General features: G+C 66.4%; 13 protein-coding genes. 1 reads left to right on the top strand and 12 read right to left on the bottom strand.

Annotated features, from left to right (window positions below):
• Positions 1 to 36: 36 nt before the first annotated feature.
• From ilvD to cysK, 7 genes are all read right to left on the bottom strand, one after another.
• Complete coding sequence (gene ilvD / locus ACH82I_RS16655; protein WP_413334214.1) at positions 37 to 1,749, bottom strand: dihydroxy-acid dehydratase; 1,713 nt, start codon at positions 1,747 to 1,749, stop codon at positions 37 to 39.
• Positions 1,750 to 1,880: 131 nt separating this feature from the next.
• Entirely contained in the window at positions 1,881 to 2,822 is a 942-nt protein-coding gene (locus ACH82I_RS16650) for a 2-hydroxyacid dehydrogenase (RefSeq protein ID WP_413334213.1), read from the bottom strand.
• A 111-nt stretch (positions 2,823 to 2,933) separates the two neighbouring features.
• A complete protein-coding gene (locus ACH82I_RS16645) occupies positions 2,934 to 3,398 on the bottom strand; it encodes a MarR family winged helix-turn-helix transcriptional regulator (RefSeq protein WP_230744984.1) in 465 nt (154 codons plus the stop codon).
• Between the two features lie 2 nt (positions 3,399 to 3,400).
• On the bottom strand, positions 3,401 to 4,108 hold the full coding sequence (locus ACH82I_RS16640; protein WP_413334212.1) for an NAD(P)H-dependent oxidoreductase: 708 nt from the start codon (positions 4,106 to 4,108) through the stop codon (positions 3,401 to 3,403).
• Positions 4,105 to 5,283: an LLM class flavin-dependent oxidoreductase gene (locus ACH82I_RS16635; RefSeq protein WP_413334211.1), complete on the bottom strand. Its 1,179-nt coding sequence runs from the start codon at positions 5,281 to 5,283 to the stop codon at positions 4,105 to 4,107. Before ACH82I_RS16635 ends, ACH82I_RS16640 begins: the two co-directional genes overlap by 4 nt.
• A 140-nt stretch (positions 5,284 to 5,423) precedes the next feature.
• Entirely contained in the window at positions 5,424 to 6,095 is a 672-nt protein-coding gene (gene epsC / locus ACH82I_RS16630) for a serine O-acetyltransferase EpsC (RefSeq protein WP_413334210.1), read from the bottom strand.
• Positions 6,096 to 6,306: 211 nt separating this feature from the next.
• The gene (cysK, locus tag ACH82I_RS16625; RefSeq protein ID WP_230744980.1) at positions 6,307 to 7,233 is read right to left on the bottom strand and encodes a cysteine synthase A; all 927 of its coding nucleotides are present in this window, start codon (positions 7,231 to 7,233) and stop codon (positions 6,307 to 6,309) included.
• 445 nt (positions 7,234 to 7,678) lie between these two features.
• Between cysK and def the strand changes: the two genes are divergently transcribed.
• Complete coding sequence (gene def, locus ACH82I_RS16620) at positions 7,679 to 8,251, top strand: peptide deformylase (RefSeq protein WP_413334209.1); 573 nt, start codon at positions 7,679 to 7,681, stop codon at positions 8,249 to 8,251.
• 63 nt (positions 8,252 to 8,314) lie between these two features.
• On the opposite strand, the gene ACH82I_RS16615 is transcribed toward def, so the two are convergent.
• The 5 genes from ACH82I_RS16615 to ACH82I_RS16595 all read right to left on the bottom strand — a co-directional run bounded on the left by ACH82I_RS16615 (position 8,315) and on the right by ACH82I_RS16595 (position 13,557).
• Complete coding sequence (locus tag ACH82I_RS16615; RefSeq protein ID WP_413334208.1) at positions 8,315 to 9,361, bottom strand: hypothetical protein; 1,047 nt, start codon at positions 9,359 to 9,361, stop codon at positions 8,315 to 8,317.
• Positions 9,362 to 9,530: 169 nt separating this feature from the next.
• Positions 9,531 to 11,012: an Asp-tRNA(Asn)/Glu-tRNA(Gln) amidotransferase subunit GatB gene (gene gatB / locus ACH82I_RS16610; protein ID WP_413334206.1), complete on the bottom strand. Its 1,482-nt coding sequence runs from the start codon at positions 11,010 to 11,012 to the stop codon at positions 9,531 to 9,533.
• Positions 11,009 to 12,508, bottom strand: a complete 1,500-nt coding sequence (gatA, locus tag ACH82I_RS16605) for an Asp-tRNA(Asn)/Glu-tRNA(Gln) amidotransferase subunit GatA (protein ID WP_413334204.1) — start codon at positions 12,506 to 12,508, stop codon at positions 11,009 to 11,011. The genes gatB and gatA overlap by 4 nt, the downstream gene beginning before the upstream one ends.
• Positions 12,508 to 12,813, bottom strand: a complete 306-nt coding sequence (gene gatC / locus ACH82I_RS16600; RefSeq protein WP_230744975.1) for an Asp-tRNA(Asn)/Glu-tRNA(Gln) amidotransferase subunit GatC — start codon at positions 12,811 to 12,813, stop codon at positions 12,508 to 12,510. The genes gatA and gatC overlap by 1 nt, the downstream gene beginning before the upstream one ends.
• A 201-nt stretch (positions 12,814 to 13,014) precedes the next feature.
• The gene (locus ACH82I_RS16595) at positions 13,015 to 13,557 is read right to left on the bottom strand and encodes a hypothetical protein (RefSeq protein ID WP_413334202.1); all 543 of its coding nucleotides are present in this window, start codon (positions 13,555 to 13,557) and stop codon (positions 13,015 to 13,017) included.
• Positions 13,558 to 13,560 lie beyond the last annotated feature (3 nt).

Below are 13,560 nucleotides of genomic sequence, written 5' to 3'. Positions count from 1 at the left end.
TACCGGTTTCATCGGGCCGTACGGGGCCGGTTGGACTCAGAAGCAGACCGCTCCGGTCGAAGCTGACTGCACGAGCTTCGCGTACTTGCCGAGCACGCCGGTCAGGCGGTGGTTCTCCGGGATCGTCCAGGTCGTCCGGCGCTCGGCCAGCACCTCCTCGTCGACATGGAGTTCGATCGAGCGGGCGGCGATGTCGACGGTGATCTTGTCCCCGTCCTCGACGAACGCGATCGGCCCGCCGTCGACGGCCTCGGGGGCGATGTGTCCGATGCATAGACCGGTCGAGCCGCCGGAGAAGCGACCGTCTGTGAGCAGCAGAACGTCCTTGCCGATTCCCGCACCCTTGATGGCACCGGTGATCGCGAGCATCTCACGCATGCCGGGACCGCCTTTGGGGCCTTCATAGCGGATGACGACGACGTCGCCCTTCTTCAGCTCTCCGTTCAGTACGGCGTCCATGGCCGGCTGCTCCTGGTCGAAGACCCGGGCGGTGCCCTCGAAGACGTCGGCGTCGAAGCCGGCCGACTTCACGACCGCACCTTCGGGGGCGAGCGATCCGCGCAGCACGGTGAGACCACCGGTGGCGTGGATCGGGTTGTTCAGCGCCCGGAGGATCTTGCCGTCGGGGTCCGGCGGGTTGATCGACTCGAGGTTCTCGGCCACTGTCTTTCCGGTCACGGTCAGGCAGTCGCCGTTGAGCAGACCCGCGTCGAGGAGGGCCTTCATGATCACCGGCACGCCGCCGATCTTGAACACGTCGTTCATCACGTACTGACCGAAGGGCTTGACGTTGCCCAAGTGCGGGACTTTGTCGCCGATCCGGTTGAAGTCATCGAGCTGCAGCTCGACGCCGGCTTCGTGAGCGATCGCGAGCAGATGGAGCACTGCGTTGGTCGATCCGCCGAAGGCCATGACCACGGCGATCGCATTGTGCAGCGATTCGCGCGTGATGATGTCCTTGGTGGTGATGCCCTGACGGAGCAGGTTGACCACGGCTTCGCCGGACTTCCGGGCGAACATCGTGCGGTTACGGTGGATGGCCGGCGGGGCGGCCGAGCCGGGCAGAGACATGCCCATCGCCTCGGCGGCCGATGCCATGGTGTTCGCCGTGTACATGCCGCCGCAGGCACCCTCACCGGGGCAGACAGCACGTTCGATGGCGTCGACGTCGCTCTGGGACATGGTGCCGGCGCGGCAGGCGCCGACGGCTTCGAAGGCGTCGATGAGGGTGACTTCCTTCTCCGTGCCGTCGGAGAGCTTCGCCGTGCCGGGCATGATCGAGCCGTTGTAGAGGAACACGCTGGAGAGGCCGAGGCGGGCGGAGGCCATGAGCATGCCCGGGATCGACTTGTCGCAGCCGGCCATGAGGACCGATCCGTCGAGGCGCTCAGCGCTCATCACGGTCTCGACGGAGTCGGTGATGACCTCACGTGAGACCAGGGAGTAGTGCATGCCCTCGTGGCCCATCGAGATGCCGTCGGAGACGGAGATGGTGCCGAACTCGAGCGGGAACCCTCCCGCCTCGTGGACTCCCTCTTTGGAGGCCTGGCCGAGACGCTGCAGGGACATGTTGCAGGGGGTGATCTCGTTCCACGAGGTGGCGATCGCGATCTGGGGCTTCACCCAGTCATCGTCGCCCATGCCCACGGCACGCAGCATGCCACGGGCAGCGGTGGCCTCGAGGCCGTCGGTGACGTCGCGAGAACGGGGTTTGATGTCTGGTGTGGCGGTGTCTGTATCGATGCTCATGCAGGAACTCTACGCCCGCTGTCAGCATTCGCATGCCAAACTCTCGCATGGTGGAACCCCAGCTGAGAGCAGTCGCGGGACCGGCCGCCGAGACGACGACGGCCGACCGCATTAGGTGATCCGCGTGTGACCTATTTGACGAGGTTGACCGGCTGCTCCCCGTCGTTGAGACGGCGGACCTGCTCGGCGAGGATCTGCACGACCCGTGGTTCGAACGCCGAGGTGTCGCCTCCCACGTGCGGGGTGATCAGCGTGTTCGGGGTGCCCCACAGCGGATGACTCTCCGGCAGCGGTTCGGGGTCCATGACATCGAGCGCGGCGTGGAGTCGACCGGTGCTCAGCTCGGCCACCAGCGCATCGGTATCGACGACCTTGCCGCGGGCGACGTTGACGATGAGGGCGTTGTCGGGGAGCCGGCCGAGGAAGTCGGCGTCGACGAGGTGGTGCGTCCCTTCGGTCAGCGGCGTGATGAGCACGACCACCTCGGTGTGGGGAAGGAGCTGCGGCAGTTCGTCGATGCCGTGCACCTGGCCGCGCTCGTCCTCGCGGGCGGTGGTGGCGACCCGGGTCAGCTCGACCTCGAAAGGCGCGAAGCGGTCGGCGATCGCCCCGCCGATCTCGCCGGCGCCTATGACCATCACGCGTCGGTCCTGCAGGGAACGGTGGCGGCGATGGTCCCAGGTGCGCGAGACCTGCGAGCGCACCGCATCGTCGATGCCGCGCAGGCTGGTCAGGGTCAGGGCGAGAGCGAGCTCCGCGGTGCCTCCGGTGTGCACTCCCGAGGCGGTCGCGATCTCGATGCCCTTCTCGGGCAGATGCGCCACGGGATCGTAGCCGGTGGTCTGGGTGATGACGAGCTTGAGGTTGGGCAGCTCGTCGAGGATCTCGATCGATTTCGCCGAACCCATATAGGGCAGGATGACGACATCGACGTCATCCTTGCTCAGTTTCGCCGACTTCTCGGTGTCCGAGTAGACGACCAGGTCGACATTGGCGCGCTGATGTGCCGGAATCCGGGCGATGACGCGATTGCGGAGTTCGGAATTGGGAAAGGCAATGGTCTTGATCGACATGATCACATTGTGTCATGAGTCTCAGGCCGTGTTCGAGGCTCATGACACTGTGAGACGAATGGATCGCATTCGCGGCCCGGGCGGCAGACGCCTCCGCGTCCTACTCCACTCCTACTCCGGAAGCGCCTTGCCGATTCGCGCGAACACCCGCCCGATCACCTCGAGTTCCTCGTCGCTGACATGGGAGAGGAAGACCTCGTCGATGGTCTGCCGATGCCGCCGGCCGGCGGTGAGGAAGGCCTCGGCACCGCTGTCAGTGAGCGCGATATCGTGGGCGCGCCTGTCGTCTGGACACTCGGTCTTCGTCACCAGCCCGGCGTCCTCGAGCACCTTGATCCGGTAGTTGAGCCGAGACGGTGAGAACACGAGCCGCTTGGCCAGGGCACTCATCGTCAGCGTCCGCTCGGGGGCTTCCCACAGCAGGAGCAGCGTGTTGTAGTCGCTGACGGCCAGCCCGCTGTCCTCCTTGAGCTCGGTCTCGAGGTTCTGGCGGATGCGCTGGGAAGTCTCGAAGTACGTTCGCCAGGCCTGCTGCGCCAGGGCGTCACGGCCGAAGCCGAGTCTGATCTCGGTCATGATCAGCCCTCGAGCAGCTGGGCAAAGGGGGTGATGCGCTCGGGGTCGAACTCCTCGTCGATGCTGGGAGCACGGCGCCCGGTCGCTCGCCCGAACTCGCCGGTCGAGGTCGACGCGGCATCGGCGCGAGCTGGGCCCGAGGCGCCGGCGATCCCGCTCAGGTCGCCGGCAAGGCCGATGAGCTCCTCGCCGGCCTGCCGGACTCGAGCGGTGAGGCTGCGCCCGCCCTCGATGCTGCCCCAGTCGTCCGTGGCCGCGAAGACCGTGGTCGGGACGACGATGCCCTTGAGGTAGGACAGCATCGGTCGCAGCGCGGTCTCGCCGGCCTGGGAGTGACGCGGGGTGCCACCGGTGGAGGCGATGAGCACGGCCTTGCCGACGAGGGACTTCTCGTCGATGAGCTGCCAGAACAGCGTGTGCAGACCGACCGGAGCCACCTTGTACACGGGTGTGACGGTGACGATCGCATCCGCCGCGGCGACCCGGGAGTAGGCCTCATCGAGCGCCTCGGATCGGAACCCGGTCAGCGCCATGTCGGTGAGCGCCGAGGCGAGACTGCGGATATTGATGGTCTCGGTCCTCACGGTGACGCCGGTCGACTCCCCCGCCGAGACCGCCTCGGCGAGGATCCGATCCGAGAGCTTCAGCGTGCTCGAGTCCTCGCTCAGCGAGGTGGTCACGGCGAGGACGGTGATGGTGCGTGTGCTCATGCTCGTTCTGCTCCTGTTTCCTGGGCCTTCGCGGCACGGGTCTGCCGATCAGCGAATGCGCGCGATCCCTCTCCGCCTCCGGGGATGGGGTCCCTGCCCTCACGGTGGCGGAGGACGAGTGACTCGTGGGTCGGGGCGTCGGGCACCTCGGCGGGGCGATTCTTGGCGAATTCTTCGCGCAGCACCGGAATGACCTCTTCGCCGAGCAGGTCGAGCTGCTCGAGCACGGTCTTCTGCGGCAGCCCGGCGTGGTCGATGAGGAAGAGCTGACGCTGATAGTCACCCGCCCAGTCCCGGAAGCCCAGGGTGCGCTCGATGACCTGCTGGGGCGAGCCGACGGTCAGCGGAGTCTGCGTCGAGAAGTCCTCGAGGCTGGGTCCGTGGCCGTAGACCGGGGCGTTGTCGAAGTAGGGACGGAACTCCTTGACCGCATCCTGCGAGTTCTTGCGCATGAAGACCTGACCGCCGAGTCCGACGATGGCCTGGCTGGCAGTGCCGTGGCCGTAGTATTCGTAGCGCTGGCGGTAGAGCTGGACCATGCGCGCGGTGTGCGAGGTCGGCCAGAAGATGTTGTTGTGGAAGAAGCCGTCTCCGTAGTACGCGGCCTGTTCGGCGATCTCAGGGCTGCGAATCGACCCGTGCCAGACGAAGGGAGGGACCTCATCGAGCGGCGTCGGCGTGACCGTGAAGCCGTTGAGAGGTGTGCGGAACTTGCCCTCCCAGTCGAGGTTCTTCTCGCGCCAAAGGCGGTAGAGGAGGTTGTAGTTCTCGACGGCCAGCGGAATGCCCGAACGGATGTCTTTGCCGAACCAGGGGTAGACCGGCCCGGTGTTGCCGCGGCCCATGATCAGGCTGATACGGCCCTCCGAGAGGTGCTGGGCGTAGGAGTAGTCCTCGGCGATGCGCACGGGATCGGTGGTGGTGATGAGCGTGGTCGCCGTCGAGAGCCTCAGCTTCTCCGTCTGCGCGGCGATGTTCGCGAGCAGAACCGGCGGGTTGGCGGGGGCGACGAAGGGCGGGTTGTGATGCTGACCGGTGGCGAAGACATCGAGGCCGACCTCTTCGGCCTTCTTCGCGATCTCGACCGTGTTCTTGATCCGCTGATGCTCCGACACGGTGGTGCCGTCGGTGGGGTCCGTGGTGACATCCCCGATGGTGAAGATTCCGAATTCCATGGCTGCTCCTTCTGCTCCGAGCCCGTTGCGAGCGAGCTCCCTTCGAACCAATGCTTCAGTTTTGAAGTAATTAGTTGAAAGTTTAACAGACACGGCGGTGAAAGTATTCCCGGCGGCCTGCGCCGGGCCTCAGAAGGTGCTCAGATCCAGATCGCGGGATCGATGAGCTCGAAATCCGCCTCGGGCGATGCGGTCTTCTTCTCGTCCACGCTGGCCGGGGCGTCCGACTTCTTCTCGCGGACCTTGGCGGGGATGCCCACCGCGCTCGAATCGCTGGGCACGTCCTTGACGACGACCGCGTTGGCTCCGACGGAGGAGTTGTCGCCGACGACGACAGGGCCGAGGATTTTCGCGCCCGCCCCGACGAGCACGTGATTGCCCAGTGTCGGGTGGCGCTTGGTCTTCTCCATCGAGGTCCCACCCAGGGTGACCTGGTGGTAGAGCATGACGTCGTCGCCGATCTCCGAGGTCTCGCCGATGACGACTCCATTGGCGTGGTCGATGAAGAAGCGGCGTCCAATCTGCGCGCCCGGGTGGATCTCGACACCGGTGAGCGTACGCACCGCTTGGGACATCAGCCGCGCGGGCACTTTGCCTGCGTCATGCTGCCAGAGTCGGTGGAGACCGCGGTGAGCCCAGATCGCATGCATGCCGGGGTAGGAGAGGATGGAGACGAAGTCGTTCGATGCCGCGGGATCGCGCCGCTGAACGGTGTCGAGGTCCTCGCGCAGCGCCGCCCGGAAGTCCTTTCGGCTCAGCCCGTAGGCTGCCGCTCCCACTGCCGCTGCCGCCACGGTCCACAGTGCCTTCATCTGTTCAGTCCTCGCTCATTCGGTTCGTTGCGGTATTCGTCTCGTCGGCTCGCCGGGCCAGCCCGGCCCGACCCAACCCGGCCAGGCTCAGCCCGACCGATCCCGGCGCCGGTGTCGGCCTCGTCAACAGCGTGAGGGCGTCAAACACAAGTTTGACGCCCTCACCCACACGTCGGTCAACCTCGCAGGCGACCGACCGGTGCTGCTGTGATCAGTCGAGGTATTCGGAGAACAGCGGAGTCGACAGGTAGCGCTCGCCATAGCTCGGGATGATGACAACGATTCGCTTGCCGGCGTTCTCCGGACGCGCTCCGACCTTCTCAGCAGCGAAAAGGGCGGCACCCGAGGAGATTCCGACCAACAGGCCCTCTTCCTTGGCAACTTCGCGGGCGCGCTCGATGGCCACCTCGTTGTCGACATCGACGACCTCATCGTAGATTTCGGTGTCGAGGATGCCAGGGATGAAGTTCGCGCCGAGACCCTGGATCATGTGCGGGCCCGCTTTGCCCTCGGTCAATAGCGGCGATGCGGCGGGCTCGACGGCGACGATCTTGATATCGGGGTTGGCCTCACGCAGGGCCGCGCCGGCGCCGGAGATGGTGCCGCCCGTCCCGATTCCCGCAACAAAGATGTCGACCTTGCCGTCGGTGTCGGCGAGGATCTCGGGGCCGGTGGTGGCCTTGTGGATGGCGACATTGGCCTGGTTCTCGAACTGGCGCACGAGCACGGCGCCTTCGGCGGCGACCTCTTCGGCCTTCTCCACAGCGCCCTTCATCCCGGCAGCCTTGTCCGTGAGGACGAGTTCGGCACCGAAGGCACGCAGGAGGGCCCGGCGCTCCTTCGACATCGACTCGGGCATGGTGAGGACGACCTTGTAACCGCGCGAGGTGCCGACCATCGCCAGCGCGATGCCGGTGTTGCCGGAGGTGGCCTCGACGATCGTTCCACCGGGCTTGAGCTCACCAGACTGCTCTGCTGCGTCGATCATGGCCACGCCGATGCGGTCCTTGACCGAGTTGCCGGGGTTGGACGATTCGAGCTTGGCTACGATCTCGGCGCCCGAGCGCTCGCTGGCCTTGTTGACGCGGACCAGCGGTGTACGGCCGACCAGTTCGGAGACATTGTTGAAGATGGTCAAGATATGTCCTTTCACGCTTCTGTGCTCGCCCGCCGCAGCAGGCTGTGACGCAACCGTCACCCAAACACCAGCTGGAGGGTTCAACAGCTGATCTCATCTCGTGAAACGAGACGCTTCGCACCCATCATAACCACCCGAGCCCCGAGCATGTTCCTCAGGCGGTTGCTCAACAATCACTGTTCGCTGGGGGCGAAATATCCGGTCATATGAGGTCATATGCTGACAGGGCGTCGGTTGGGCCTCGGTGCTGGGACCCGAATCGACGCTCAACCGCTGAGCAATATGACTCGGTCGCGATTCAGCCCGCACGAGAACCGGGTGCCGGCTCCCACCTCGGCGCCGGTGACGGTGACTTCGGATCTGAGACGCCGAGGCGGGTCTCCGCCGGTCTCTGACCACCGGGGACGCTCCTGCCGCGGGTGCGGAGAACGATACGATTGTCCGCATGACCATTCATCCCATCGTCATCTGCGGCGAACCCGTCCTCCACCGGCGAGCTGAGAAGATCACCGACTTCGACGAGGAGCTCGCCGCCCTCGTCGCCGATATGCACGAGACCCTCGATGCGAGCAATGGAGTCGGCCTCGCCGCCCCGCAGATCGGGGTCGGGAAAGCCATTTTCGTCTTCAACGCCGAGGACGATTCGGGAGTGCGCCGGCGCGGCACGTTCGTCAATCCGGTGCTCATCGCCTCGAAGATCCCGGACACTCGCCCGGACCCGGATGAGGAGACCGAGGGGTGCCTGTCGGTGCCGAGCCTCGACTTCCCGCTCAAGCGGGCCGATCGCGTCACGGTCAACGGAGTCGATGAGACCGGCGCACCGGTGACGCTGAGCGCCGAGGGGTGGTTCGCCCGCATCATGCAGCACGAATACGACCACCTGCAGGGAACGCTGTATGTCGACCGGCTCGACAAGCGCTGGTCGAAGAAGTGGAAGAAGGCGCAGGCGGAGAACGGGTACAACGAACCGGGACGGTCGTGGATGCCCGGAGTCGACCCGGATCCCTTCGGTCACTGACACCCGACTTCGGACACAGACACCCTGCGTCCGTATCAGATGGTCATCCGCCTCAGACGGTGATCACTCGATGGACTTCTGAGCGCTTTCGATGGATTGCTGGGCTGCGGCCAGGCGGGTGTCGAAGTCCTCGAAGTCATCGGCGGTCTGATCGAGTTCGGCGACCAGACCGGAGATGATCGACGACTGCGATTCGGCGTCGATGCGCAGTTCTCTGAACTGCCAGTCGGCCGAGTCGTCGGCCGCTGTCCGTGAGAGCACGTCGAGCACGCGATCGCCGAGTTCACGGGAGCGCTCCGAATTGTGCAGCAGCATGAGCTGCTGGTCGAGTTCGGTCAGCCGCTCGTAGTACTCGTGCATCGAACGCACCCGATTGGCCATCGAGGTGAAGGCCACCGCGAGCTTGGACAGGTAGGTTTCGACGGACTTCGCTGTGCCCGCATCGCGGATGCTCTCGATTTCCTCGCGCAGGCGCACCAGCTCCTGCAGGCGCATGCCGATCGACGCCACCGCGTGGTCGAGGTCGACGCGGGAGACATGCTCTGTCAGGATCGGATGGGTCCAGGCCCGTGTCCGCACGATCTTGCGGGCGATCGTCACGGCGAGGTGGAAGAGACGCTGCTCATCGGTGTCGCGGCCCTCTTTGCGACCAGGTTGGAAGCCGAGGCTTGCGGGGGTGATCCACTTCGCCTGTGAGACCTTCGAACGGTTCTTCCGGCTCAGCCGTTTCGGATCGCGCAGGTACTTCGGGGCCGTGACCGCAGCGAAGACTCCCGTGCCCACTGCGGCGGTTCCGCCGAGTGCGCCGAAGGTCAGTGCGGCATCGGCGAAGCCCGACAGCAGGGCGAGACCACTGGGGGCGGCGAAGCCCGCGGTCACCGCGGTGCCGGCGGCCGTCCCGCCCTTGAACATCAAGCTCGAGCGGAAGAAGTTCCGGCTCATGCCGCCGGTGAGCATGATCGCGCTCGGCGATCCGGCCGTGTACCGGTAGCCGCGGGCGTTCCAGGCTCGCATGATGCCCTCGTTGACGCTCTCGGGCACGAGGACGCGATAGATCGGGACTGATTTCCCGCACTCGCTCTTCCACAGTGACTTCCACGACTGAGCCACGGCTCTCACCTCCACGCGTGTGGTGCACGCTCACCTCGAGGCTGCCGACCTCGACGCCGATTCTCGGGAAGAATGCGAACAGCCACACCCTCCCGCTGTACCTGAGACTCGAATGATTCTCTTGGTGGCACAGTCTAGAGGGTGTGGCTGGATCAATCCTGAGTCGTCCTCAGCCGCCCAGCTTCGCGAGGATGAGGTCCTTGGCCTTTCCGGCGTCGGCCTGACCGCGGGTGGCCTTCATGATCGGACCCATGAGCGCGCCGATGGCCTGCATCTTCCCGCCCTTGATCTTCTCGACCACGTCCGGGTTCGCTGCGATCGCCTCGTCGACGGCGGCTTCCAGGGCACCGGTGTCCTCGACGATCTCGAGACCGCGGGCACTCATCACCTCGGCGGGCTCGCCTTCGCCTGCGACGACGCCGGTGAGCACGTCCTTGGCGAGCTTGTCGTTGAGTTTGCCCTCATCGATGAGTCCCGTCAGGCCCGCGATCTGGGCCGGGGTGACGAGCTCGGTGGGGTGCTTGTCCTCCTGGTTGGCCAGGCGGGCGACCTCACCGGTCCACCATTTGCGGGCCGCGGCCGGCTTGGCTCCGGCGCTGACGGTGTCCTCGATGGCTTCGAGCAGACCGGCGTTGACGATATCGCGCATCTCGAGGTCGCTGAAGCTCCATTCCGCAATGAGGCGGCGGCGCTTCTGCGCGGGCAGCTCGGGCAGACTCGTCCGCAGCTCCTCGACCCATTCGCGGCTGGGCGTCAGCGGCACGAGGTCCGGCTCCGGGAAGTACCGGTAGTCATCGGCATCGGACTTCGGACGCCCCGAGGTGGTCTCCCCGGTGTCCTCGTGGAAGTGCCGGGTCTCCTGGACGATCGATTCGCCGGCCTCGAGGCGGGTCGCCTGGCGGGCGATCTCGAAGCGGACGGCACGTTCGATCGACCGGAAGGAGTTGACGTTCTTCGTCTCCGTGCGGGTGCCCAGAGGTGCTTCGGGGCTCTCCCGCAGGGACACGTTGACGTCGGCACGGACATTGCCCTGCTCCATGCGAGCCTCGGAGACGCCGAGGGCACGGAAGATGTCACGCAGTGTGCGGACGTAGGCGGCGGCCACCTCGGGGGCCCGCTCCCCTGTCCCGGTGATCGGGTGGGTCACGATCTCGACGAGGGGAACCCCGGCCCGGTTGTAGTCGACCAGGGAGTGGTCGGCACCGTGGATGCGTCCGGTCGCACCGCCGATGTGGGTGTTCTTCCCGGCGTCTTCCTCCATATGGGCGCGCTCGACGGGAACCGTGACGAGGGTTCCGTCCTCGAGTTCGACCTCGACCTGTCCCTCGGCGGCGATGGGCTCATCGGACTGGCTGGTCTGGAAGTCCTTGGGCACGTCCGGGTAGAAGTAGTTCTTCCGGGCGAAGCGGCAGGTCTCGGCGATCTCGCAGCCCATGGCCAGGCCGATCTTGATCGCATACTCCACGCCCTTCTCGTTGACCACGGGAAGGGAACCCGGCAGGCCGAGGGATGTGGGGGTGATGTTCGAGTTCGGTCCGCCGCCGAAGGTGTTGGGGGCGGCGTCGAACATCTTGGTCGCGGTGCCGAGCTCGACGTGGACCTCGATGCCGATGACCGGATCGTACTTCTTGATCGCCTCTTCGTATTTCACTTCCGCAGTCCTTCCGCGAGGGTGTCGAGCACTCGTCCGCCGGCCGATTCCAGTGCCGCCTCGAGCGGTCCGGCCACCTCGTAGAGCTTCACGTCTTCACGGGCCGGAGCGACGATCTGGAATCCGACGGGCAGGCCGTCGGCCAGACCGGCGGGCAGGGACAGCCCCGGGATGCCGGCGAGGTTCGCCGGGATGGTGGCGACGTCCCCGAGGTAGAGGGCCATGGGATCGGCGTCCGCCTCGGCGCCGAACTTCAGTGCGGTCGTCGGTGCCGTCGGGGACACGAGGACGTCGCACGATTCGAAGGCCTTGGCGAAGTCGTTCTGGACCAATGTGCGGATCTTCTGCGCCGAACCGTAGTAGGCGTCGTAGTAGCCGGCCGAGAGGGCGTAGGTGCCGAGGATGATGCGGCGTTTGACCTCGGAGCCGAAGCCGGCGGCACGAGTGGCGGCCATGACGGTCTCAGCGGTGACGGGACCGGACTCGGGTTCGACGCGTAGGCCGTAGCGCATGCCGTCGTAGCGGGCCAGGTTCGAGGACACCTCGGAGGGCATGATCAGGTAGTAGGCGTCGAGGGCGTAGGAGATCGCCGGGCAGTCGACCTCGACGATCTCGGCACCTGCGGCCGCGGCGGTCTCGAGGGCCGCGGAGAACGCATCGCGAACCCCGTCCTGGTAGCCCTCGCCTCGCAGCTGCTTGATCACACCGAGCTTCTTGCCAGTGAGATCAGAAGTCTGGGCGGCGCTCAGGAAGCCTGCCACCTCGTCGGGCAGCGAGGTCGAGTCGAGCGGATCGTGGCCGGCCAGCAGTTCGTGCAGGGCCGCGGCATCGGCGACAGATCGGCCCATCGGGCCGACCTGGTCGAGGCTCGAGGCCATCGCGATGATGCCGAAGCGGGAGATCGAACCGTAGGTCGGTTTGACGCCGACGGTACCGGTGAAGGCGGCGGGCTGGCGGACGGAGCCGCCCGTGTCGGTGCCCACCGACAGCGGTGCCTGGAAGCCGGCGAGGGCCGCGGCGGCACCGCCGGAGGAACCGCCGGGCACGTGCTCGAGGTTCCACGGGTTGCGGGTGTCGCCGAAGGCCGAGTGCTCGGTGGTCGACCCCATCGCGAACTCGTCGAGGTTGGTCTTGCCCAGCACCGGCAGGCCGGCTGCCTTGACCTTCTTATGCACGGTGGATTCGTAGGGCGGCACCCAGTTCTCGAGCATCTTCGAGCCTGCGGTCGTGCGCACTCCCTCGGTGACGACGAGGTCCTTGAGTGCCACGGGCACTCCGGCCAGGGCGTGGACCTCGGCACCGGCGGCACGCTGGGCGTCGACGGCCTGCGCGGTCTCGAGCGCGAGCTCATCGGTGACGGTGATGAAGGAGTGGAAGTCCTCCTCGGTGGCGTGGATGCGGTCGAGGTGGGCCCGGGTGACGTCGACGGAGGAGAACTCGCCGGATTTCAGTCCTGCGGCGAGTTCGAGGGCGCTCTTGGAGGTCAGTTCGCTCATCATTCCTCCCCGAGGATCTGGGGGACGAGGAACTTGTCGTCGGCCGCTGCCGGAGCCGAGGCCAGGGCCTGTTCGCTGGTCAGCGTCTCACCGACGACATCGGGGCGCAGCACGTTCGTCAGTGCGATCGGGTGGCTCGTTGCGGGCACATCATCGCCGGCCACTTCGTTGACCCTGGCGACGTTCTTAAGAATTGTGGTCAGATCACCGGCGAGCGCGTTCAGCTCGTCCTCGCCCATGGCGATCCGAGACAGCGAAGCCAAATGCTCGACCTGCTCGGGGGTGATTGCGGAGGACTCCGTCATTCCCTGCCTTTCATCGTCTCTGTTTGCTCGCCCCCAGTCTAGTCCGTCCCGCGGCCAGGTTCGGGGCGGTCGGATGTGAGCTGCGCCGAGGCGGTGCTGGGGCACTGTGACAGGGCCGGGGTACGGGCGGACGGGCGGCAGGGCGTCAAGGTGGGCAGAGCGCGGGCAGGCGTTCGCCGAGGTGGTGCTGCGGCTAGGGAGTCAGGCGACGGTGCGCTCCGGCCAGGTGCGTTCGCCGCGGATGTAGCTCGAGAGGTCGCCGAGGACACGGTCGGCGTCGGCCTGGGAGAATTCCCCGGCTGCGACTCCGGCCTGCAGGTCGCCGGCGAGTTCACTGACCCGGGAGTCGGCGTCGGCGGCGGTGAGCGCGACGAGTCCGGCGGCGTGTGCCGAGGAGGCGACAGGTGCAAGGGGAGCGCCGGAAGCGGCAGAATCGTCGGTGGCGCCGGTAGCGGCGGTGTGCTCGGTGGCTGCGGTCGGCTCAGCCGAAGAGTCGCGATCGGAGACGATCGTGAACGTGCCAGATCCGCCCTCGGTGTCCTCATCGGCGTCGTCATCACGGTGTCGGCTCAGCACCGTCGGGGCGGTCGAAGCCCCGGGCAGTGCCGACGGCGCCGCACGTTTGGCGGGCTGCTGGCCCGGATTGAGGACGAGGTCGGCGATGCCCGCGGTCACGGGTGCGGCGGTGAGGACGGCGGCGAGAACCACGGCTGTTCCGGCGATCAGCCGGGGAATCGACTTCATGTC

Origin of the sequence: Brevibacterium sp. GP-SGM9, assembly GCF_047300845.1 — a bacterium.
In the GTDB taxonomy this organism is placed as follows: Bacteria; Actinomycetota; Actinomycetes; order Actinomycetales; family Brevibacteriaceae; genus Brevibacterium.
The sequence above is the reverse complement of the archived record's forward strand: the minus strand, read 5'-3'. Positions and strand labels throughout refer to the sequence as shown.

What these genes read in the sequence shown, in the direction of transcription:
- ilvD (WP_413334214.1), bottom strand. Translation starts at nt 1,749, where the DNA reads ATGAGCATCGATACAGACACCGCCACACCAGACATCAAACCCCGTTCT.
- ACH82I_RS16650 (WP_413334213.1), bottom strand. Translation starts at nt 2,822, where the DNA reads ATGTCGATCAAGACCATTGCCTTTCCCAATTCCGAACTCCGCAATCGC.
- ACH82I_RS16645 (WP_230744984.1), bottom strand. Translation starts at nt 3,398, where the DNA reads ATGACCGAGATCAGACTCGGCTTCGGCCGTGACGCCCTGGCGCAGCAG.
- ACH82I_RS16640 (WP_413334212.1), bottom strand. Translation starts at nt 4,108, where the DNA reads ATGAGCACACGCACCATCACCGTCCTCGCCGTGACCACCTCGCTGAGC.
- ACH82I_RS16635 (WP_413334211.1), bottom strand. Translation starts at nt 5,283, where the DNA reads ATGGAATTCGGAATCTTCACCATCGGGGATGTCACCACGGACCCCACC.
- epsC (WP_413334210.1), bottom strand. Translation starts at nt 6,095, where the DNA reads ATGAAGGCACTGTGGACCGTGGCGGCAGCGGCAGTGGGAGCGGCAGCC.
- def (WP_413334209.1), top strand. Translation starts at nt 7,679, where the DNA reads ATGACCATTCATCCCATCGTCATCTGCGGCGAACCCGTCCTCCACCGG.
- gatA (WP_413334204.1), bottom strand. Translation starts at nt 12,508, where the DNA reads ATGAGCGAACTGACCTCCAAGAGCGCCCTCGAACTCGCCGCAGGACTG.
- gatC (WP_230744975.1), bottom strand. Translation starts at nt 12,813, where the DNA reads ATGACGGAGTCCTCCGCAATCACCCCCGAGCAGGTCGAGCATTTGGCT.
- ACH82I_RS16595 (WP_413334202.1), bottom strand. Translation starts at nt 13,557, where the DNA reads ATGAAGTCGATTCCCCGGCTGATCGCCGGAACAGCCGTGGTTCTCGCC.